Here is a 23,155-nt window from a genome sequence, read left to right as displayed (position 1 = left end):
TTATTATGTCCAATATTAAAGATGAAACTATGATGTTTAATTTTGGTGCAGATGATGATAAAGCGGCAAAAGCACTTTGCTTATCCTGTCGTGCAATGCTTGAGAAAGGTTACAGTCCAATCAATCAGTTAGTTGGCTATCTTTTATCTGATGATCCAGCTTATATCACTAGCAATAAAAATGCTAGAAATGAAATTCGTAGATTAGGACGAGATGAATTATTAGAAGAACTTGTTCGTTTCTACTTAGAAAACAATGAGAATATAAAAAAAGGTGAATAAATATTTATGAGAATACTGTCCCTTGATATTGGCGATAGAACAGTCGGTATTGCAGTTAGCGATGAACTTTTATTTACGGCACAAGGTGTAGAAACCATCCGCCGTAAATCTTATAAACATGATTTAGCTCGTATTCGTGAATTGAGCAAACAATATGAAACTAAAAAATTTGTCGTTGGCTTACCTAAAAATATGAATGGTACAGTTGGCGAACGATGCGATATTGTAAAACATTTTACAGATAAAATCCTAGAAGATATTCCTGATGCTGAAATTATCTTTTGGGATGAACGTTTATCTACTGTTGCTGCTGACCGTTATTTATTAGAAGCTGATGTCAGTCGTGCAAAACGCAAAAAAGTTATTGATAAAATGGCTGCTGTATTTATTTTACAGGGCTATCTTGATAGTTTAAAATAACTTAAATTTTATGATTTCATTTGGAGACTTTTTATTTATATGACTAGAATTGATAGACGAAATGCAGACCAATTGCGTCGTTTTAAAATAACAAAATACTTTCAAAAATATCCAGCTGGCTCTGTTTTAATCGAAACAGGAAATACTAAAGTGATTTGTGCAGCTACTATTCAAGATGGTGTACCTTCTTTTTTACGTGGTAGTGGCACAGGTTGGTTAAATGCGGAATATTCCTTGCTTCCATCTGCAACATTAACTCGTTCACCTCGAGAAGCTTCTCGAGGTAGACAAAATGGCAGAACACAAGAAATTCAACGTCTTATTGGACGTTCATTACGCAGTGTAATGGATTTTAAAGCATTAGGCGAAAGAACCGTTATCATTGATTGTGATGTAATTCAAGCTGATGGAGGAACGCGAACTGCTTCCATTACTGGAGCTTTCGTGGCATTAGCTGAAGCATTATCCACAATTTATGATCCTAAAAAACCTTTTCCATTAAAAGATTTCATAGCCGCTATAAGTGTAGGAATTTCTAAAGATAATGAGCCAATTTTAGATTTATGCTATGAAGAAGATTCTACTGCTATAGCTGATATGAATGTTGTTATGACTGGCGAAGGACAATTTATAGAAATCCAAGGAACTGGAGAAAAACATCCATTTACACATGAACAATTTCATAAAATGCTTTCCTATGCTCAAAAGGGTATAGATGAATTGATTTCTTATGAAAAAGATATTTTAGGTAATGATTTAGTTTGGAAGATAGGAAGGATTCCATGATGAAGAAGATTATCGTAGCTACAAAAAACCAAGGTAAAGTCAAAGAAATGATTCATGCTTTCAAAAATTTACCTGTAGAACTTCATTCTTTAAGTGAATTTGGTTCTTTACCAGACGCTATTGAAGATGGCAATACTTTTGAAGAAAATGCTATAAAAAAAGCAAAATTTTATGTAAAGCAAACAGGTTATGCTTGTCTAGCAGATGATTCAGGCTTAACAATTGATATCTTAGATGGTGCCCCTGGTATTTATTCAGCTAGATTTGCTGGTTATCATGCAGATGATTTAGCTAATAATAAAAAAATGATTGAAGAATTACAAAAGAAAAACGTAGAACAATCACCAGCACAGTATGTTTGTTCATTGGTATTTGTAGATATTAATGGAAAAATATTAACTTGTACTCAAAAATGCGAAGGTATTATTCGCATTTTTGCTCAAGGCAACAATGGTTTTGGTTACGATCCATATTTTTTTGTTCCTAATTTGCAAAAGACTATGGCACAATTAAGTATAGAAGAAAAAAATAAAATTAGTCATCGCGGAAAAGCACTACGTGAAATGGAAAACCAACTAGGTGAATATTTAAAATGAAAATAGGAATTATGAGTGATAGTCATCATGATTTAAATGCTATAGATGAAGCCATTTGTCTTGCTGATGATGTAGATTGTTGGTTTCATGCTGGTGATAGCATAGAGGATGCTGAATATTTAGAAAATGTATCTCAAAAAAAAGTGTTTGCTGTTCCAGGTAATATAGATTGGTTTATTGATAAACCGCAGGAGCTTTTAGTAAATATTGCTGATAAGAAAATTTTTTTAACACATGGTCACAAATATAATGTTAAATGGAGTACTAAACCATTATATGAAAGAGCATGTCCATTAAATGCCGATTTAATAATATATGGTCATAGTCATGTAGGCAAAGAAGAACATATAGATGACAAAATAATCATTAATCCTGGCAGTGTTTCTGAACCAAGAGATAGCTTAAATCCATCTTTTATGATAGCAACTATCGATCAAGGAAAAATTGAAATAGAACGCATATTTTTAAAATAAAAATTGTTTATATCTAATATAAATGTTTATAATAACTTTTTCGATTTATTTAATAAACGTATATATTAAAATAAATAATAATTGCTTACTTTTGACATATAAATACATTTTATTCATAAAAGTGAATAGCCTTCAACTTTAATAATATTAAGGCTTTTAGCCATTTTAGGTGTTGAAAGAGATTTAAAAATATGCTAAAATTTTCATTACATGAAGATGTTTAAATCTTAATTGTTCGTTATAAATCCCCCACCACTATATTTAGTGGTGAGAGTTAATTTATTAGAGATAGGGCAGATCTCAAAATAAATAAATTTTTATTTATTTAAAAATTTTTACTTAAAAAATAAATATAATAATATTATTAGGTAAAATGTTGTCCTAAACCATTAGTCATTAATGGGGATTGCCTATTTATTTCAGGAAGTTTAATTTTAAACAATGACGAAATATTTTAATCCATTGGAGGGGTTATGGTGCGTACAATTCAAGCAGAACAAATCACTCAAGAAGTAGCACAGATGTGTAAAGAAGCTGCCTACTATTTACCAGGAGATGTGTTTGCCGCATTAGAAAAAGGTAGACTAAGTGAAAAATCTCCAGTAGGACGAGAAGTTCTCGACCAAATTATCACAAATGCAAAAATTGCAAGAGAAGAAGACAGACCTATTTGTCAAGATACTGGTATGACTATTGTTTTCGTTGAATTAGGTCAAGATGTTCACATTGAAGGTGGCAACTTAAATGATGCTATCAATGCTGGTGTAGCAAAAGGTTATACTGAAGGTTACTTACGTAAATCTGTTGTTGCAGAACCACTTTTTGACCGTAAAAATACTCAAAATAATACACCTGCAGTTATTTACACAGAAGTTGTTCCTGGTGATAAATTAACTATTCAAGTTGAACCAAAAGGATTTGGTAGCGAAAACAAATCTGGTTTAAAAATGCTTGTACCAGCAGATGGTGTAAAAGGTGTAAAAAAAGCAGTTATGGATATTATTCTCCATGCTAGTTGTAATCCTTGTCCACCAATGGTTGTTGGTATTGGTATTGGTGGTACTATGGACCGTGCAGCTGTTATGTCTAAAAAAGCATTACTTCGTCCAACAAATGTTCGTAATGCTCATCCTGAATATGCAAAACTTGAAGAAGAACTTTTAGAATTGATCAACCAAACAGGTATTGGTCCACAGCTTGGTGGTACAACAAGTGCTCTTGCTGTTAATATCGAATGGGGTCCTACTCATATTGCTGGCCTTCCTGTAGCTGTAACAATTTGTTGCCATGCATGCCGTCATTCTAAACGCGTATTATAATTTATTCGGGAGGTACATTTAAATGGCTGATAAAATTCGCATTACAACACCTTTGACTGAAGAACAGTCTCGTAAATTAAAAGTAGGCGATAGCGTTCTTATTTCTGGCGTTATCTATAGTGCACGTGATGCTGCTCATAAAGTTATGACAGAAGCACTTGCTCGTGGTGAAAAACTTCCAATTGACTGGAATAATCAAATCGTTTATTATCTCGGACCAACTCCAGCAAAACCTGGTAATCCAATTGGATCTTGCGGTCCTACAACTTCCGGTCGTATGGATGCTTATACTCCTACAATGCTTGAACAAGGTATTAAAGGTATGATTGGTAAAGGTTCTCGTGATAAAGCCGTTATTGAATCCATGAAGAAAAATGGTGTTACTTATTTTGCCGCTGTTGGTGGTGCTGCTGCACTTATTTCCAAATGCGTAAAAAAATATGAAGTAATTGCTTATCCAGAACTTGGTCCAGAAGCACTTGCAGCTCTTACTGTAGAAGATTTCCCTGCAATCGTAGTTATTGACTCTGAAGGCAATAATTTCTATGAAATGGGCCAAGCTCCATATCGTACATTAGATATGGACAAACTCTAATATTTTACAAAATCCTGAGCTCCTTTATTACCTTAGGAGGAGCTCAGTTTATTTTGCAAACCGTGAGGCACACGGGGATAGCCATTTATATTACATATAATTAAAAATGGAAGCTTTTTTGAGCATGTCATAAGGTGTGTAAATTTTCCCCTATGAAAATTAAAAAGTACAGGAGGTTCAAGGATGATTCACACAACATTTTATATTCGCAGACTACATTCTCTCTGCGGTATTGTTCCTGTAGGTTTATTCTTACTAGAACATATTCTCACAAACTCTATGGTATTAGGTGGGCCAGCTCCATTTAATGCAGCAGTTGAGCGTCTTGCAGCTATTCCACATGAAATTATGCTTCCTATGGAAATTTGCTTCATTTTAGTTCCATTCCTTTTCCATGGTCTTTATGGTTTGTATATCTTAATGCAAGCTAAAAACAATGTAAAAAGCTATGGTTATGCTCGTAACTGGAATTTCTATTTCCAGAGAATAACTGCTGTTATTATTTTCCTTTTCTTAATCTGGCATGTTGTTTATCTCCGCATTATGGTAAAAGGTGGCGGCACTCCTATTTCCTACGAATTATTACAAGCATATTTCCAAAATCCGCTTGTATGGGGTGCTTATACAATCGCTATGATTGCATCTATTTTCCACTTCTTCAATGGTCTTACTACATTCACTATGACATGGGGTATTGCTAAAGGTCCTCGTATTCAGACTTTCTTCTCCCGTGTATTCATGGCAATTTTTGTAGTATTATCCCTCTTAACAATTGCTTTCATGAGCATGTATTGGTTTTAATCTATAAATTTCGATATAAGGAGAGACTCACGTGAAATCTACAAAAAAAATCATCGTTGTCGGCGGCGGTTTATCCGGCCTTATGGCTACGATTAAAATTTGTGAATCTGGCGGTATTGTAGACTTATTCTCTTATTGCCCAGTAAAACGTTCCCACTCCCTCTGTGCACAGGGTGGTATTAATGCTTGTATGGATTCCAAAGGTGAACATGATACAATTTGGGATCATATCGATGATACAATTTATGGTGGCGACTTCCTTGCTGACCAATTAGCAGTTAAAGGTATGTGCGAAAACGCTCCAAAACTTATCAAAATGTTCGACCGCATGGGTGTTCCATTCACTCGTACTGCAGAAGGTAACCTTGACCTTCGTAATTTCGGTGGTGCAAAACACAAACGTACTTGCTTCGCTGGTGCTACTACTGGTCAACAGCTCTTATATGCTCTTGATGAACAAGTTCGTAAACTTGAAGTAAAAGGCAAAGTTAAAAAATATGAATTCTGGGAATTCGTTCATATCATCAGAAATAACCAAGGCGTTTGCCGTGGTATCACTGCTCAAAATATGAACTCTATGGAAATTGAAGCATTCCCAGCTGATGCAGTAATCCTCGCAACTGGTGGTCCTGGTGTTATTTATGGTAAATGCACAGCTTCCACAATCTGTAACGGTTCTGCTGTTTCTGACGTATATCAAGAAGGTGCTTACCTCGGTAACGTTGAATTCATTCAGATTCACCCAACAGCTATTCCAGGCGAAGATAAAAACCGTCTTATGTCTGAAGCAGCTCGTGGTGAAGGTGGTCGTGTTTGGACTTACAAAGATGGCAAACCTTGGTACTTCCTCGAAGAAAAATATCCAGCTTATGGTAACCTTGTTCCTCGTGATATCGCAGCTCGTGAAATTTATCAAGTTTGCGTACACATGGGTCTTGGTATCAATGGCGAAAATCGTGTATACCTCGATCTTTCCCATATTGATGCAGATTACTTAAACCGTAAACTCGCTGGTATCATGGAAATTTATGAAGAATTCGTTGGTGATGATCCTCGTAAAGTTCCTATGCAGATTTTCCCTTCCATTCACTATTCCATGGGTGGTATTTGGGTAGATCGCAAACATAGAACAAATATCCCTGGTTTATTTGCTTCCGGCGAATGTGACTATCAATACCATGGTGCTAACCGTCTTGGTGCAAACTCCCTTCTTTCTGCTGCTCATTCTGGTACAATTTCTGGTCCAGAAGCAATTCGTTGGGCTAACGGCGATTCTGAATGGACAATTGAAGGTAAAACTCTTGCTGAAGACAATGGTGATGCTCTTACTGATGCACAGCTTGCTGCAGCAAAACAAAAAACTGTTGATGAATTCGAAAAAATTATGAGCATGGACGGTGACGTAAACGCTCATAAACTTCATAAAGAATTATCTGATTTAATGCTTCGTTATTGCTTCGTAGAACGTATCAATAAAGACCTTGATTATTGCTATGAAGAAATTAAAAAAGTATTGAAAAAATGGGATCACATCGGTCTTACAGATAAAGGTCGTTGGGCTAACCAAGAAGCTATGTTCGTACGTCAGCTTCGTAACATGATCATCTACGCTTTAGCAATCTGTAAAGCAGCTCGTATGCGTGATGAAAGCCGTGGTGCTCACTATAAACAAGAATTCCCTAACCGTGATGACGAACATTTCTTAAAGACAACTCTTGTTAGAATAGATCCTGAAACTTGTGAACCACAAATCACATATATTGATTTTGATCACTCCTTAGTAAAACCTCGTCCACGTCGTTATGATATCACTAAAGGAGGCAAAAAATAATGGCAGACACTAAAAAAACTGTTCATCTCATTATTGAACGTCAAGATAGCCCTACTAGCAAACCATACACTGAAGAATTTGAAATCCCATATCGTCCATCTCTTAACGTTGTTGCAGCTTTAATGGAAATCCAGAAAAACCCTGTAACTAAAGATGGCAAAAAAACTACTCCTGTAGTTTGGGAATGTAACTGCTTAGAAAAAGTATGTGGTGCTTGCATGATGGTTATCAATGGTCGTGCACGTCAAGCTTGTGCATCTCTTATTGATAAACTTCCTCAACCAATTCGCATTGCTCCAGCTCGTACTTTCCCTGTAATCCGTGACCTCTTAATCGACCGTAGTGTTATGTTTGAAAGCCTTAAACGTATCCAAGGTTGGATTAATGTTGATGGTAGCTGGGAAAATCGTGAAGCTCCTATTCAAAACCCATATACAGCTGCTACAGCATATGAAATTTCTCACTGCATGACTTGCGGTTGTTGCTTAGAAGCTTGCCCTAACGTTGGTCCTCAGTCTGACTTCATCGGACCTGCTCCAACAGTTCAAGCTTATCTCTTCAATTTACATCCATATGGTAAATTTGATAAAGAAAAACGTCTTAATGCTCTTATGGAAAAAGGCGGTATCACTAGTTGCGGTAACAGCCAAAACTGCGTAGAAGCTTGTCCAAAACACATCAAATTAACTACTTACCTTGCTCAGTTAAACCGTGATGTAAATAAACAAGCTCTTAAAAATATTTTCGATAAATAATAGATATATTTATTTATATTTAGATCAAAAATCCCCCAAAGTAATAAAACTTTGGGGGATTTTTGGCTTTTCATTAAATATTGAATAAAAACTATATTTCCCAAAAATAAATGTTGAAATAAAAGCATCTACTTTTACTTCAACATTTATTTTAAAAATTTTTATACATTATTTATTTTTAACTTAACTACAGATGTATGAGCATAGACAATATCTTTAGCATGAACGAAAAATACTATCCCATTACATGGTGCAGTTAATTCTTCAATAACGGTATGTTCATATGGATCATAAATTTTAGCAAATACTTCTCCTTTATGAACTTCATCATTTACTTTGACTAATCGTTCCATAAATCCTGCTGTTTTCGATTTTATAGAAAGCATACGGTCTTCTTCAATTACTTCACTATGGAAACCGCCTGGTATCGGAAGTGTTGTTATTTCTTTTTCATTAAGGAAACGCAATACACTGCGACAAGCTTCTTTAGCACTAGGTTTATCAATAAAATCACAAGCTTTTGTATATAGAGAATAAGCTTTGCAATTCCATATTTGCCAATTATAATTGAGTGTAGTCGTATCATATGGACGAGGTGCCCTGACTATGACATATGGTAAACCGAATAATTTGCTATTTTCAATATCTTCTAGGCCTGTTTTCATCATGCGAATGTGTGTAGAAAATTGTCCTGGAATATAAAAACTAGTGAATTGAATGCCGTAAGGGAAATTTTTTACTGCATCAAAAATACTTTCAGCAATGCGTTGAGTCGTTTCGCCTGCATAATAGCCTGGAAACATGCGATTAATATCAGTATCATCTTGTGGCCAAAATCTTTTTGCTTGATTCATGGAATAAGTATTAACACAGGGAATGACCACTATCTTTTTTCCCTTAGTGATGTAGTTATTTTCTTCATATGTCTTTAATCGTTCAATGAGTAAGGAACAAATATACATCTGCTGAACTTCATTACCTCTCAATGCTCCTACTATGCAGACACTATCTTCACCTTCACCAAATGCATAAGCATAAACGCGTAAGCTATCTCTATATAGAGATTTTAATTCATAAATTAATTTTTTCTTCATAATGTACACTCCAATAAACGACCGAGTAAATTGCCTTCATTGACAATTGGGTATTCGCGTAAAGTAAATAATAATCCATCACATGGAGATATTATTTCACTTTTCACAATGCCATCTAATGGACTTACAATATGGCCAATTAAATCGCCCTTACGTACAAGATTTTCATGATTAACAACGGGTACAAACAAACCAGAACAAGTTGCATTGAGAAAATGTACTTGACCATCAGTGCTTATGATTGGTTTTTTTATAGCTAACTTTTGTACTTTCATCATGCCAAGGTGCATCATAGCATTTAAAATACCATCGCAAAGTCTATCGCCATAAGAAGGTGTTAGACGCATACCCACTCCCATTTCTACAACAAGTGTAGGTGTATTTCGTTCGTTTAATGAATAAGCAAACGTACTTTCTAATACGGTAGAAGCAGCATGAATCCATATATAATCCATATTCAGCCATTTTGCCATTGGCAATAATTTTTCTTTTTGCTGTTCATTAATACGTATTTGAGGAATTTCTCGTAGATAAATATTACTGGCATGAATATCTATGACTAAATCAGCCCCCTGTATATCATCAATGATACAACTAGATACATATTCAACCATAGAGCCTTCCGCATCACCAGGAAAAATACGGTTCATATCTAAATCAAACATAGGAACTTTACGAGTGATAGAATCGACTCCTAGCGGGTTTAAACAAGGATAAATATCTACAATACCATTCCATTTACCTTTTAATTCTTTTAATTTTTCTTGTAAGCGATAACAAACATATTGTCCCTCAAGTTCATCACCATGTATGCCACTGACGATGCAAAGACGAGTCGACATATCTTGATTTTCACCTATAAGACGTTGCTTTTTTATCATATAATGTTCATCTATCGGTAATGGAATACTACTTATCGTGACTTCCATAAAATCATACCTCCTCAACTTTTAAGATGATATTTTGAGATTGTTTGACAGCTACAGGACTGAAAAAAATTCCTTTATTTACTAGACAATCTTTATAATCACGACCACGAGAAAAAACAATATAATCGTCATTTACAAGAAGATTATTTGTAGGATCAAGTCCATACCAGCGATTATTAGCGAAAATTTCTACCCAAGCATGAGTGAATTTTTCATTTAACATTACACCAGCTACATACCTAGACGGTATCTTCAACTTACGTGTAATAGCTAACATAATCTGAGCATAATCTTGACATACACCTTTTTTTAAAGAAAAAGCCTCGTCTGCTGTCGTTTTTATATTCGTTATCTCAGGAGTATAAGTCATCGCGTCGTATATTAATTGCATGATACATAGACTTTTATCATAATCATTGGAGATATTCTCTGTTTTTATAAGACAGCTTTCATAAAAAGGTAATAGATTTTTACCTATAATTGTTTGTGCTGTAGGTAAACAAAATACATCATTTAAATGGTTATCAAAATCGTATTTCTGCCAATTTACAGAAGCTTTTGCTGTTACATGTAAATCGAGCTTGGTCGATTCTTCTTCTTTATAACCATACCAAAATCGATTACCAAAACTATCTTTGCTAAATGAAAAATAATCTGCATCTAAACTAATGCGTACATCATTTATAATTTGACGTGGTTCAGTTTTGGGCAAACATCTTAATGAAAAAAAATGATGATTTATTTTATTATCAAAAGAAATTTTCAAATGATAATCCATATACATATTTTTCATAATATCAAATCAAACTTTCTGTAAGTGAGATTGCTTTATTGTAATCCAAATTATCTTGATTTTTTATCATGGATTGTAACTCAATAAAAGCTTCTTTATTGTATGGAATATATGAATGATTTAAACGATGTTCTAACATATCATAGGCTTTTATTAATTCTTTTACATCTTTATGTAAGTAAAGATATATATCTAGTCGTTCGAGTCGTCGACCAAGTTTTATAATATTGCGGATTTCATAATTTTCTATTTCATCATCAAGTGAAGCCCAAAATGCAAGTAGATGATCTAATATATTTTGTAAATCAATTATAAATGAGTCAAAATCCTCTAGAGAACTCAAATCATTCACAGCAAGTTCTAAATAAGACATCGTTTGCGTTCCAATTTCATTGCGTAAAATCACACAATTATCATAAGCACGATATAAATTAGAAATGATAGAATTCGGATCATTTATATCTTTTATATATCGTTTTACAAAATCACTAGGACTAGTATAAATATTAGGTATCCCAAAATCATTACAATAATTAATATAAAAATCGGGATGTTCTATCATTTTATCATAACCGATAAAAAATTCTTTAATAGTGCTATAAACACGTTCACTATAACGGCCTAGCCATATTAAATTATCAACTTTATTTAACGCGATAATATCCATGTATCTTTAAAACCTCCACCTTGTGATGAATTTACAATAAAACTATTTGGATTGCGAGAAAAACGTGTTAAACCACTTTTCCATACTCTAGTGGTTTCACCGCTTAAAACAAAAGCACGCAAATCCGCTTTACGTTCAATTAATTGGTCACCATCTAAAATTTCCAAACCTTTAAAATCAATGACTTCTTGAGCAATAAAACGACGAGGTTCCTGTTTAAGTTTTTCAATAAAGTCTATTTTTTCTTGAGCTGAAAGTGTATTTGCAAAAAATACGCCATATCCTCCAGCTTCGGCAACATCTTTGATTACAAGTTTGTCGAAATTATTTAAAACATATTTGAGGTCATCTTCATAGTATGGCAAATAAGTAGGAGCATTATTCAAAATAGGTTCTTCATTTAAATAATATTCAATCATTTTAGGTACAAAATAATAAATACCTTTGTCATCAGCTACTCCATTTCCAGGTGCATTGATGATAGCTACATTACCTTTTTTATAGATTTCCATGAGATGTGGTATGCCGATTAAAGAATCTTCACGGAAAGTCATTGGATCTAAATAATCATCAGAAATACGGCGATAAAGTGCACCGATTTTCGTTAACGAACCAGTATAATTTTTAAAATATAAATAATCGTCTTTGACGATGACATCGTCCGTGCTGACGAGTACAGCACCTGTTTTTTCTGCTAAATAAGCATGTTCAAAATAAGCTGCATTCATTCTACCTGGTGTAAATACAGCATTTATACCACCAGTATTTACATAATCCATAACATCTTTGAGCATAGCAGCATAATTGCGATTTTCTGCTACTTCATTGTGTACATAAGTCATAGGACTAGCACGACGACATATAGAACGAGCAATCATCGGATAAGATGCACCACTTGGTACACGTAGATTATCTTCTAATACATACCATGATCCATCTTTAGCTTGTACTAAATCAATACCAGAAATATGCGAATGAATATTTTTAGGTGGTACAATTCCTTCGCATTCTACTGAATAACCACTAGAAGAATAAATAAATTCTGGTGGAATGATATTGTCTTTTATAATATTTTTTTCGCCATATATATCACTTAAAAATGCATTCAAAGCATCAACGCGTTGAATCAATCCCATGCTCAGATATTCAAATTCTTCTTTAGTGATTATGCGTGGCAGACAATCAAATGGAAATAACTGTTCATGAAACTCATGGTTTTTATAAATGCCAAATTTTACACCATATCGTTTTAATAAACTGTTAACTTTTTGGGTATAGCGTATAAGTTCTACCATAAAAAAACCTTCTTACTTTATAAAATAAAAGACGTCCTGTTCAAATAAACAGGACGTCTTTGTCGTTTATAATTATAATACTTTTTGCTATACACGTCAATATTTTTCGATAATTTCATGTTTTTTTCCACTGATAAAAGATTTTTTAGAAAATAAATTAATAAATACTGTATATTTGTATATATAACATTTGTCGATATTATCATAAAAAAAGATGTTGGGGTAGGAGAAAATTTTCCTACCCCAACATCTTTTTTTATCTAATCTTACGCTATTCACTAAAATATTATTTATAATTAAATTATTAATTTTAATTTACTGTCTAAAATAATGATAATTATCTTTTATTACAACTAATTCATCAAATTTCACATTCAAAGCCTTCGCAATCGAGGCTACTACAAAAAAAGTAGGTTGACGCTTATTATTTTCAATAAAACTAACCATAGCTGTACTAATTCCAGCTCTCATAGCTAATTGTTTTTGCGTCATCTTTTTTTCATGTCTTTTTTCGCAAATATTATATTTAATTGTCATAAAGCAAAGCTTCCTTTCATTTATCGGATAATGGGGTGGATAATCCCAATTGCAAATAAAAATCAGCTTTGTTTGTAATTAAAAGCATGCATCTCATTATCTAATTAATAAAATTATTTATAGATTTATTTTCTATCTATAATGTCTAGTATAGCACAATCTATTAAACTATGGTTATTTATCAATAATTTTTTTATATTTATTTAAATTTATATTAATAAATAATTACAAATACTAAAATCGTATCATCTCATAGTTAAATTCATAGCACAACGATTAGCTTCATATTTGATTTTTTCTTCATCAATAGTAGTAAATGTTTTATTTTCTAATACAACTTTACCATCTATCAATACTGTATCTACCATTGAACTATTCATACTATATGCCAATAAAGATATTAAATCATGACGTGGATAACATTGCAAAGAAGACATATCAAATAAAACTATATCTGCTTTATAGCCTTCTTTAATTAAACCTACATTATTTAGACCTACAGCTTTTGCACCATATTCAGTTCCCATTTTTATTCCTTCAAAAGCTGGTATGGCAAGTGGATCTAAAGTATTTACTTTGTGAAGTAAAGTTGCTAAATTGATTTCTTCTAACATATCTAAATTATTATTGCTAGAAGCTCCATCTGTACCTAAACCTACGCAAACACCAGCTTTTAATAATTGAGGAACTGGAGCAATACCGCTTGCGAGTTTCATATTACTTCCTGGATTATGAGCCACACGTACATTATGTTTTTTCATAATAGCAATATCTTCATCCGTTAAATGAACACAATGAGCCGCTAAGACTCCACGGTCTAAAATACCCACTTCTTCCATTAAAGCAATTGGTGTTTTACCATAATCTTTTAAACAATTTTCCACTTCACCTTTTGTTTCAGCTAAATGAATATGAATTTCTGCATCATATTCTTCACTAGCAGCTACAACTTTGCGTAAAAAATCTGGTGGACAAGTATATGGTGCATGCGGTCCAAACATTACTGTGATTTTACCATTATTAGCATTATTAAAATCACGGAATAATTCTTTATTTTCTTCAAGAGCTTGCATTCCATTTGGAGCAACACCAATCATGCCACGAGAAAGTACAGCTCGGATATCTGTATCGATACAAGCCTGTGCTACTTGTTCCATATCACCGTACATATCAGCAAAAGTAGTTGTACCACCTTTTATCATTTCAGCGATACCAAGCATAGCACCCCAATAGATATCTTCTTTTTTCATTTTAGCTTCAATTGGCCATATTTTATTTTCTAGCCAATCCATAAGCTGCATATCATCAGCATAACTGCGTAATAAAGTCATAGATACATGCGTATGAGCATTTACAAAACCAGCTGTTGCTAATTTATCTTTACCATCAATGGTTTTATCAGCGACAAAACCTTCTGATACTTCACCGATAGATACTATCACATTATCTTTTATAGCGATATCTGCCTGTTTAACAATACCTTCTGGCAAAATTACATTTGCATTTTTAATTAAAATATTCATTATCGTTCCTCACAAAATAATTAATATCTTATCTAATAGATATTAAATAATATTCAAAAAAATTTTTTCAATAAAAAAAATATATAGTGCAATATAAATAGCATTATATTGCACTAAAATAATATAGCTTTTAATTTATTCTTAGTTAGCTTTATTTAAATAATCATATTGTTCTTTAGTGAGTTCATCAATAGAAACACCTAAAGCTTTCAACTTAATTTTCGCGATTTCTGTATTGATTTCTTCTGGCATAACATAAACTTTATTTTCAAGTTCTTCATGATGATTTACAACGTGAAGTGCGGAGAAGAACTGTACAGCAAAGGATAAGTCCATGATTTCAGCTGGATGTCCATCACCTGCTGCGAGATTTACAAGTCTACCTTCAGCTAAAAGATATAATTTACGTCCATCTTTTTGTACATATTCTTCAATGTTTTTGCGTACAACACGATGAGATACAGAAGAAGCGAGTAAATCATTTTTATTGATTTCTACATCAAAATGACCAGAATTTGCTAATACTGCACCATCTTTCATCACAGCGAAATCTTCACCATCGATAACATTTACATCACCTGTTAAAGTGAGGAAAATATCGCCAATTTTAGCAGCTTCCTTCATTGGCATTACACGGAAACCATCAAATACAGCTTCAATAGCTTTGATTGGATCTACTTCAGTGATTACTACATTAGCACCAAGACCTTTAGCACGCATAGCACCGCCTTTACCGCACCAGCCATAACCTGCAATAACTACTGTTTTACCAGCAACAACAAGATTTGTAGTACGCATAATACCATCCCAAGTAGATTGACCAGTACCATAGCGATTATCAAACAAATATTTGCAATAAGCGTCATTTGCTGCAAGCATTGGGAATTTTAATTTTCCTTCGTTTGCAAGAGCTTTATCGCGAATAACACCTGTTGTTGTTTCTTCACTACCACCGATGATATTAGGAATGAGTTCTGGGTGCTGATTATGAATACGATATACTAAATCACCGCCATCATCCATGATCATATCTGGTTTTGTAGCAAGAGCCATATCGATATATGCATCATATTCTTCTGGAGTGCAATCATATTTTGCAAATACAGTGATACCATCTTCAACCAAAGCTGCCACTACATCATCTTGTGTAGAAAGAGGATTACTACCTGTTGCAATTACTTCTGCACCAGCATTTTTTAATACTAATGCCAAATAAGCTGTTTTGGCTTCAAGATGCATTGTCATAACCATGCGTTTACCTGCAAATGGTTTTGTTTTGCTATATTCTTCATCGATATGACGAAGTACTGGCATAAAGTTTTTTACCCATGCAATTTTATCATGACCTGATGGTGCAAGTTTAATATCTTTAATTATTGATTTCATTAAGAATTCCTCCTAAATTATTTAAGTTTTCTAATTTACTAAAATCAGTACGCTCTATCTGCAAAGGTGTAACTGATATATAGCCTTTTTTTACAACTTCAATATCCGTAAATTCATCATTACCGATATCTTTAGCTCGTCCTTGCATCTTATATGCTATAGAACCATCTTCCAATATTACAGCATCAAATTCATTTTCATAAATGCGACGCCCATGTTTAGTAAATACAAATTTTATTTTATTATCTTTCAAGTCTTTAGGAAAGTTTATATTATACATAAATAATTTATCAGTATTATAAAAATAATTAATCCTATCTGCCATCACTTTAGCAATTGTCAAAAAAGATATATTTGATTTACTAGATACAGAAACGGCCATAGAAGATATTTTATGATTATATCCTTCTAAAGCCGCTCCTACGGTTCCTGAATAAAGCACATCTGTTCCCAAATTAGCTCCATTATTTATACCAGAAATTATCAAGTCTGGTTTTTCTTTTAATAAAAATTCTAAAGCTAATTTAGTACAATCTGCTGGTGTTCCATCAACAGCATAAGCTATTACATTTTCCATATTCATATCTACAGACTGCACACGCAAAGGCACACCCATAGTCAGAGCCTGCGACATCCCGCTTTGCTCTGTCATCGGTGCTACAATAAAAACTTCATGTTTTAAAGATAATTCTTTAGCTATAGCTTTTAATCCTTCGGCTTTTATGCCATCATCGTTAACTAATAAAATCTTCATAAAAACCTCATCAATATTATAATTGGTTCATCATTTTATGTGTTTGTGGTATTACTCTAACATTTTTCAATACTTGCATTGCTCTAGTTTGCCATTTGAGCATTTTTTCTGGAGGAGCTTCATGCAATCCACCTAATGGCGTAATTGGCTGTAAAACTAATAAAATATTTTCATCAATATTTTTTATGATGGATAATGCTTTTTCAAAATCTTCAGCTGTAGACTCATTAGAAACTACAATTTTTACATAAACATCTTTTTTACTAGCCAATTTTAAAAATTCTTCATGTTCTTGCCAATAAGCTTTACCAATATCACTTGGCAATTTCATATCCATACTGATTATATCTATATTATCAATAACTTGAGCTAATTGTTTTACTAATGTACCATTTGTCTCTAAAAATAACGGTATAGATAATGGCTTTAAATTTTTAGCTAATTCTAAAATGACCTGTGGATATAATAATGGTTCTCCACCTGTAATACTGATAGAGTGGTGAGGCTGTTGTAAACGGTAATTGATATAAGGCATTACCTCATCTAAATCTAAAGGATTATTTAATTTTAAACTGCCCTCATAACCCTCACATTTTTCTAAAATACATGGCACCAAATTATCATGAGCTAATTTATCTGTATCACAATAAGGACAATCCATATTGCAACCAATAAGGCGAATAAATAATTGCCTACAACCTACATATTTCCCTTCACCTTGAATAGAGGAAAAAATTTCTGATATTCCTGCTCGCAAATTAAGCATCCTTTCTATAAATAACTGCCGCCTTTGGTGATTCCCATACTTTTATATAATTCAATTTGCAATTGCCTTTAAATAAATCATTAGCTTCAATTGTTTCATAAATATATTTAGCCAAATGTTCTGCTGTTGGATTTATTTCTTTAAATTGAGGTAATTCATTTAAATATTGATGGTCCATAGCATCTAATACTTCCATTAACATAGATTTTAATACTTTAAAATCTGCAACCATACCAATATTATCTAATTTATCTCCACTGACAGACATTTCTACGATCCAGCTATGACCGTGTAATCTATTGCATTTTCCAGGATAATCTACTAAACGATGAGCTGCTTCAAAAGCTCCATTAACTACTAATTCAAACAAAAAAATTTCCTCCTCTATAATTAATAAAATCAATATAAAAATTATACCATATATTTATCCACTATAAAAATCTTATCCTCATATAGTTATAAATTTACGAAAATCTATTTCAAAAAATAACGAACTAATATAGCTTTTAACTTATTAAATGGTGGAAAAATAAGGCTTAAATTTACGCTTGTACTTCGCTTCAAAATACTTCTCTGATAAGAAAAAGTTAAAAAACTATATTTTCCATGATACATGCCCATGCCAGATTTTCCCACACCGCCAAAAGGTAAATTAGGATTTGTTATATGATTTATAGTATCATTTATAGCTACACCACCCGAATTAGTAAAGCTAAGTATATATTCTATAAAATCTTTATCTTCACTAAAAATATATAAAGCCAATGGTTTTTCTTTATTTTGCAAAAATGAAATTACATCTTCAATTCTATCATATGTCAATATTGGTAAAATAGGCCCAAATATTTCCTCTTGCATAGATGCTATTTCCCATGTATCTGCACAAATCAAAGTAGGCCCTATATAAAGCTTCTCTTCATCTAAGTTTCCACCAAAGATTATATAATCTTTATCTTTTACTAAAATATTTTTTAATCTAGCAAAATGACGTTTATTAACAATTTTTCCATAATCAGGATTGTTCACTATATCTTTACCATAAAATTTTACAATTGTTTGCTTTAATTTTTCAATAAAATCCTCTTTTATATTTCTTTCTATAAAAATATAATCAGGAGCTACACAAGTTTGACCTACATTTAAAAATTTTCCCCAAACAATTCTCTTCACAGCTATATTTAATTTAGCTGTATCATCTACGATAACAGGACTTTTCCCACCTAATTCTAAAGTCACTGGTATCAATTTTTCACTAGCTTTTTTCATTACATATTTCCCAACATTTGTACTTCCTGTAAAAAATATATAATCAAAATTACATTCCAACAATAATTTATTATTTTTTTCTCCACCTATAAAACAATAAATATATTCAGTAGCAAAAGTTTCATTTATTATATGGCGTATAAGCCTTGCCGTATTAGATACTAAATCCGATACACTGAGCATCGCACAATTTCCAGCTGATATAGCTCCAATCAATGGTTCAATCAATAATTGCAAAGGATAATTATATGGCCCTATGATCAATACTGTACCATAAGGATTTAGCTCTATTTTACTTTGAGATTTAAATAAATATCCTGGTGTCTTCACTTTTATAGGCTTTATCCAGCTTTTTAAATTCTTTTTAGCATAATTAATGCTCGCCAATACAAAACCTATTTCAGATTCATAACTTTCAAAGCTACTTTTTCCTAAATCTAAAAATAGAGCCTGCTCTATGTCTTTCTCATATTTTAAAATAGATTTTTTTAACTTGTTTAATTGTTCTACTCGAAAATCATAGTCTAAAGTATTACCCTGCCTAAAAAAATCTTTTTGTTTTTGCAGTATAATCTCCATCTGATATAATGTATTATTTTCCATAGTCTATTCTCTCTATCTCAAATTTAATCATATAGTCAAAAAAGAACTATTAGATTTAACTAATAGTTCTTTTTATATTAGCGAGTTAATTCATCATAACTAACTGCACGAGTATGTTTTGTATGTGACCATTCATGTTTATTTCTATCTAAAAATCCTAAAAATACAATTGGAATCCAACTATAAATAAACACTGGATATAAGATTAAGTAAAACCATGCTTTCCATTTAACATGTATCTTCGCTAAAATAATAATTGGTAATATATACTGTCCCATAGTTATTACTGTTAGCAAACTAGATGGTAAAAATTGATAAATATTTGTAAATAATGGATAACCTAAGCCCATTTGTACATATGATAAAATAACAAAGAATGTAGAAATCAATAAGAAATGAGGCTGTAATAAATGTAAACATCCATCCAAGATGCGAATATCACGACGGCGAATACCTTCTTTTAACATCTTTGGAATAAAGCGATGAGCTACATCAAATTGACCTTGTGCCCAACGTTTACGCTGGTTCCAAGACTGTTTAAAAGTAAGTGGTTTTTCATCATAAACAATCGCATCATGAGCCCATGTCGTTTTTATGCCTTCTGCTAAAGACTTCATAGTAAATTCCATATCTTCAACAAGGCAAGTAGCACCCCAACCATGTTTTTTCAAAACATCTGTTGTAATACACATACCTGTACCACCAAGTACAGAAGATAATCCAATATTTGTCTTTGCTAAATGCCAAATATGATCAATAACCCAAAATGCTATGGCAAATGTTCCTGAAACCCATGTATCATATGGATTTTTAGCATCAAGATAACCTTGTACTAATTTATCGCCTTTGCATAAGCGATTATTCATTTCCAATAAAAATCTTTTATCTACCAGATTATCCGCATCAAATATCGCTACTGCATCATATTTACGTTTCATCTTGAATAATCTAGCAAACATCCATTCCATTGCAAAGCCTTTACCACGTTCTTTGTCATTAAAACGTTCATGTACAATAGCTCCACAATCACGTGCAATCTGTGCAGTATTATCTGTACAGTTATCAGCAATTACAAAGATATCATATAATTCTTTTGGATAATCTAACATTCTTAAATTATCTACTAATTGACCAATTACAGCAGATTCGTTATGTGCTGCCACAATTACTGCAAAAGTCTTTTGTGGTATTAAAATTTTCTTTTCCTTTTTGCGCCATAAACCATTTATACCTATTAAAAAATAATAAACGGTAAACAAAAAAATTATTATCTGTATTGGCACCATAATCCAATCGAGAATATACATTTAAATCCCCTTTTAGCTCTTTATTTTAGTTACGACCTAGAGAAAATATAGTATTCAAAATACCTAACAATGCATAAGATATAAAGATATCAAATAAAATTGCATATCCTATAGCATCGCGACCAAAATACAATACACAAATAGCAAAAATAGCAATAATTACTAAAGCCACTTTGCTAATTTTTTCGCCTTTGCCCTTAAAATCTGGATATTTAAAAGTGCTAACCAATAAATACCCTACAAACATGATTAAAATAGGTAAAAAATATCCCAAAACATCAATTTGTGTAGCTGGTGTAATGCCTAAATGAGTGGATAATAAAATCCATGTGGCGATTAAACAACCGCCAGCTGGAATAGGTACTCCCATGAAATAGCCATGAATTATAGAAGCATTTACATTAAAACGTGCTAATCGCCACATGCCACACACAGCATAAAAAATCACAGCAATCCAACCCAAATAACCAAATGCATGCATAACAAAACTATATGCTAAAAATCCAGGTGCTGCACCAAAAGAAACACAATCACATAAAGAATCCATTTCTTTACCCATTTCACTGCTAACACCAAAAAATCGAGCTGTTCTTCCGTCTAATCCATCAGCAACTAGTGCCAATAATATAAATACAGCTCCCCAAAACATATTTCCATTAAATGTGGAAATAATTGAACACATACCAAAAACTAAATTACTAGAGGTAAAAATATTTGGTATGACTACTCTATAATTCATTACTCTTTAATCCTCCCGATAATTGTTTCCCCGCCGACAACTTTGTCGCCTTTTTTTACTAATATTTCTACATTTTTCGGTACAACAACTTCCGTACAAGAACCAAAGCGAATCATACCATACAATTCACCTTTAGAAAGTCCATCATTCAAAGTAACCCAAGAAACAATTCTACGGGCTAAAATTCCCGCGATTTGAGTTACTGTGATACGTAAATCTCCATTTTCAATGCCAATCATATGACGTTCATTTTCAAAACCTACATCTTTCTTATATGCAGGGTCAAATCTTCCACAACTGTATTGCTGGCATTTTATTTCACCTGCAATTGGGCTTCGATTTACATGTACATTGAATACTGATAAAAATATTACTACTTTTCGACCTGGAGCTTTTATAAACTCATCATTATCTACATCTAATACTTCCATCACTGTTCCATCTGCAGGAGATACTAAAAGATCCTTTCCCTGTGGAATATTACGACGTGGATTGCGGAAAAAATACGTAAAAAATAATGTCAATATTCCGGGAAAAACAGCAACTACAGGATGTACAAAATAACCCAAAAGAAAGGTAACTACCACACCAATCCCAATAAATGGAAACCCTTCTTTAACAATGGGTAATCTTAACACTCCAACCCCTCCTATGAAAAATTATAAAAAAACCCTTAGAAACATTATATGCTATCCTAAAATGTTTGTCTATCTAGACTAGCCATATTTTACACTAATTATTTATTATTTTTTGGAAGCTTTTACCGCCATTACAAATTTAGGTAAAGCCATCAATCTACCAATGCGTTTTGGCTGTAACATTCCCCTAAATAACCATTCTAATTTTGCTTTTTGCATCCATAGTGGAGCTCTTTTCATAACACCTGCCATAACATCAAAAGTCCCACCTACACCTATACATAGTGGACAATTAATTTCTTGCATATGTGCATTTAACCATTTTTCTTGCTTTGGTACACCAAGTGCCGCTAATAATAAATCTGGTTTAGCTTCTTTGATTTGAGCAATAATTTCTTCTTCATCTTCAGCTTTAAAAAATCCATCTCGTACACCAACGATTTGAATACCTGGATAATCACTCTCTGCCTTTGCTTTTGCTTTTTCAGCTACACCTGGAGCAGAGCCAAAGAAAAATATACGTCTTTTCTTTGCTGGAGCATTAGCAAATAATTCTTGCACTAAATCAAAACCGGCTACTCTTTCTGGCATTTGCACACCTAAATAATTAGATGCCCATACTGTACCTGCACCATCTGGTACTACTAAGTCAGCTGTATTTAAAATATCTTTTAATTCAGCATCATGTGTTGCTCGCATGATCATTTCTGCATTCGCTGTAGCTATCAAATGAGGTTTTTTACTATCCATAAATTTCTCAGCTATATTAACTGCATCATTCATGGTTAATGCTGCAACTTTTACTCCTAATATATCCGCCTTACGAAACTCCAAGAGAAACTCTCCTTTTTTATACTTTTTATGATAAAGTCCATAATTAACAAATATATATTTTAACATAAAGACTTATATACATCAATGAAATATCTATCAATTATACTTGCAAAACCTATCCTATTTATATTATACTACAAACTTGCTATACTCTTTACAAATTATTG

At 32.7% G+C, this 23,155-nt stretch carries 26 protein-coding genes; 10 read left to right on the top strand and 16 right to left on the bottom strand.

Annotated elements, in window-relative coordinates:
* Nucleotides 1–5: 5 nt before the first annotated feature.
* The 10 genes from Q5I67_RS03720 to sdhB all read left to right on the top strand — a co-directional run bounded on the left by Q5I67_RS03720 (nucleotide 6) and on the right by sdhB (nucleotide 7,857).
* Nucleotides 6–281 (top strand): IreB family regulatory phosphoprotein, encoded by a 276-nt coding sequence (locus Q5I67_RS03720; protein WP_008537248.1) that lies wholly within the window; start codon nucleotides 6–8, stop codon nucleotides 279–281.
* Nucleotides 282–287: 6 nt separating this feature from the next.
* Nucleotides 288–701 carry a Holliday junction resolvase RuvX gene (gene ruvX, locus Q5I67_RS03715; RefSeq protein WP_296898681.1) on the top strand — a complete coding sequence of 138 codons (414 nt, stop codon included), beginning with the start codon at nucleotides 288–290 and terminating at the stop codon, nucleotides 699–701.
* A gap of 39 nt (nucleotides 702–740) precedes the next feature.
* Complete coding sequence (rph, locus tag Q5I67_RS03710) at nucleotides 741–1,487, top strand: ribonuclease PH (RefSeq protein WP_296898683.1); 747 nt, start codon at nucleotides 741–743, stop codon at nucleotides 1,485–1,487.
* On the top strand, nucleotides 1,487–2,083 hold the full coding sequence (locus Q5I67_RS03705) for an XTP/dITP diphosphatase (protein WP_302486488.1): 597 nt from the start codon (nucleotides 1,487–1,489) through the stop codon (nucleotides 2,081–2,083). The genes rph and Q5I67_RS03705 overlap by 1 nt, the downstream gene beginning before the upstream one ends.
* Entirely contained in the window at nucleotides 2,080–2,556 is a 477-nt protein-coding gene (locus tag Q5I67_RS03700) for a metallophosphoesterase (RefSeq protein WP_302486392.1), read from the top strand. The genes Q5I67_RS03705 and Q5I67_RS03700 overlap by 4 nt, the downstream gene beginning before the upstream one ends.
* Nucleotides 2,557–3,032: 476 nt before the next feature.
* A complete protein-coding gene (locus Q5I67_RS03695; protein WP_296898687.1) occupies nucleotides 3,033–3,875 on the top strand; it encodes a fumarate hydratase in 843 nt (280 codons plus the stop codon).
* A 22-nt stretch (nucleotides 3,876–3,897) separates the two neighbouring features.
* The gene (locus tag Q5I67_RS03690) at nucleotides 3,898–4,470 is read left to right on the top strand and encodes a Fe-S-containing hydro-lyase (protein WP_015563110.1); all 573 of its coding nucleotides are present in this window, start codon (nucleotides 3,898–3,900) and stop codon (nucleotides 4,468–4,470) included.
* A gap of 183 nt (nucleotides 4,471–4,653) precedes the next feature.
* Entirely contained in the window at nucleotides 4,654–5,271 is a 618-nt protein-coding gene (locus Q5I67_RS03685) for a succinate dehydrogenase (RefSeq protein ID WP_296898690.1), read from the top strand.
* A 31-nt stretch (nucleotides 5,272–5,302) separates the two neighbouring features.
* Entirely contained in the window at nucleotides 5,303–7,102 is a 1,800-nt protein-coding gene (sdhA, locus tag Q5I67_RS03680) for a succinate dehydrogenase flavoprotein subunit (protein ID WP_296922461.1), read from the top strand.
* Nucleotides 7,102–7,857, top strand: a complete 756-nt coding sequence (gene sdhB, locus Q5I67_RS03675; protein ID WP_296897250.1) for a succinate dehydrogenase iron-sulfur subunit — start codon at nucleotides 7,102–7,104, stop codon at nucleotides 7,855–7,857. The genes sdhA and sdhB overlap by 1 nt, the downstream gene beginning before the upstream one ends.
* Before the next feature lie 161 nt (nucleotides 7,858–8,018).
* Here the strand turns inward: sdhB and Q5I67_RS03670 are convergent, their stop codons facing one another.
* The 16 genes from Q5I67_RS03670 to Q5I67_RS03595 form a co-directional block, all read right to left on the bottom strand.
* A complete protein-coding gene (locus tag Q5I67_RS03670) occupies nucleotides 8,019–8,951 on the bottom strand; it encodes a M14 family metallopeptidase (RefSeq protein WP_302486391.1) in 933 nt (310 codons plus the stop codon).
* Nucleotides 8,948–9,880 (bottom strand): M14 family metallopeptidase, encoded by a 933-nt coding sequence (locus Q5I67_RS03665; protein WP_302486390.1) that lies wholly within the window; start codon nucleotides 9,878–9,880, stop codon nucleotides 8,948–8,950. Before Q5I67_RS03665 ends, Q5I67_RS03670 begins: the two co-directional genes overlap by 4 nt.
* A gap of 4 nt (nucleotides 9,881–9,884) precedes the next feature.
* Complete coding sequence (locus Q5I67_RS03660; protein ID WP_302486389.1) at nucleotides 9,885–10,673, bottom strand: transglutaminase family protein; 789 nt, start codon at nucleotides 10,671–10,673, stop codon at nucleotides 9,885–9,887.
* A gap of 4 nt (nucleotides 10,674–10,677) precedes the next feature.
* Nucleotides 10,678–11,340, bottom strand: coding sequence for an alpha-E domain-containing protein (locus tag Q5I67_RS03655; protein WP_296897242.1), 663 nt, complete (start codon nucleotides 11,338–11,340; stop codon nucleotides 10,678–10,680).
* A complete protein-coding gene (locus Q5I67_RS03650) occupies nucleotides 11,322–12,635 on the bottom strand; it encodes a circularly permuted type 2 ATP-grasp protein (protein ID WP_302486388.1) in 1,314 nt (437 codons plus the stop codon). The genes Q5I67_RS03655 and Q5I67_RS03650 overlap by 19 nt, the downstream gene beginning before the upstream one ends.
* A gap of 315 nt (nucleotides 12,636–12,950) precedes the next feature.
* On the bottom strand, nucleotides 12,951–13,172 hold the full coding sequence (locus tag Q5I67_RS03645) for a helix-turn-helix domain-containing protein (protein WP_302486387.1): 222 nt from the start codon (nucleotides 13,170–13,172) through the stop codon (nucleotides 12,951–12,953).
* A gap of 245 nt (nucleotides 13,173–13,417) precedes the next feature.
* Nucleotides 13,418–14,695: an amidohydrolase gene (locus Q5I67_RS03640; protein ID WP_302486386.1), complete on the bottom strand. Its 1,278-nt coding sequence runs from the start codon at nucleotides 14,693–14,695 to the stop codon at nucleotides 13,418–13,420.
* 141 nt (nucleotides 14,696–14,836) lie between these two features.
* A complete protein-coding gene (locus Q5I67_RS03635) occupies nucleotides 14,837–16,081 on the bottom strand; it encodes an adenosylhomocysteinase (protein ID WP_302486385.1) in 1,245 nt (414 codons plus the stop codon).
* Nucleotides 16,065–16,835, bottom strand: coding sequence for a 5'/3'-nucleotidase SurE (surE, locus tag Q5I67_RS03630; RefSeq protein ID WP_302486384.1), 771 nt, complete (start codon nucleotides 16,833–16,835; stop codon nucleotides 16,065–16,067). The genes Q5I67_RS03635 and surE overlap by 17 nt, the downstream gene beginning before the upstream one ends.
* Nucleotides 16,836–16,851: 16 nt before the next feature.
* A complete protein-coding gene (locus Q5I67_RS03625) occupies nucleotides 16,852–17,601 on the bottom strand; it encodes a 7-carboxy-7-deazaguanine synthase QueE (protein WP_302486383.1) in 750 nt (249 codons plus the stop codon).
* Nucleotides 17,594–17,971 carry a 6-carboxytetrahydropterin synthase QueD gene (gene queD / locus Q5I67_RS03620; RefSeq protein WP_302486382.1) on the bottom strand — a complete coding sequence of 126 codons (378 nt, stop codon included), beginning with the start codon at nucleotides 17,969–17,971 and terminating at the stop codon, nucleotides 17,594–17,596. Before queD ends, Q5I67_RS03625 begins: the two co-directional genes overlap by 8 nt.
* A 104-nt stretch (nucleotides 17,972–18,075) precedes the next feature.
* Nucleotides 18,076–19,470, bottom strand: coding sequence for an aldehyde dehydrogenase (locus tag Q5I67_RS03615; protein WP_302486381.1), 1,395 nt, complete (start codon nucleotides 19,468–19,470; stop codon nucleotides 18,076–18,078).
* A gap of 77 nt (nucleotides 19,471–19,547) precedes the next feature.
* Complete coding sequence (locus Q5I67_RS03610) at nucleotides 19,548–20,777, bottom strand: glycosyltransferase family 2 protein (RefSeq protein WP_296922458.1); 1,230 nt, start codon at nucleotides 20,775–20,777, stop codon at nucleotides 19,548–19,550.
* A 25-nt stretch (nucleotides 20,778–20,802) separates the two neighbouring features.
* Entirely contained in the window at nucleotides 20,803–21,516 is a 714-nt protein-coding gene (gene pssA, locus Q5I67_RS03605; protein WP_296896689.1) for a CDP-diacylglycerol--serine O-phosphatidyltransferase, read from the bottom strand.
* Nucleotides 21,516–22,154: a phosphatidylserine decarboxylase family protein gene (locus tag Q5I67_RS03600; protein WP_296896691.1), complete on the bottom strand. Its 639-nt coding sequence runs from the start codon at nucleotides 22,152–22,154 to the stop codon at nucleotides 21,516–21,518. The genes pssA and Q5I67_RS03600 overlap by 1 nt, the downstream gene beginning before the upstream one ends.
* A gap of 105 nt (nucleotides 22,155–22,259) precedes the next feature.
* On the bottom strand, nucleotides 22,260–22,988 hold the full coding sequence (locus tag Q5I67_RS03595; RefSeq protein ID WP_296896693.1) for a WecB/TagA/CpsF family glycosyltransferase: 729 nt from the start codon (nucleotides 22,986–22,988) through the stop codon (nucleotides 22,260–22,262).
* Nucleotides 22,989–23,155: the final 167 nt, after the last annotated feature.

This window comes from uncultured Megamonas sp., from assembly GCF_958438645.1.
Classification (GTDB): domain Bacteria; phylum Bacillota; class Negativicutes; order Selenomonadales; family Selenomonadaceae; genus Megamonas.
The sequence above is the reverse complement of the archived record's forward strand: the minus strand, read 5'-3'. Positions and strand labels throughout refer to the sequence as shown.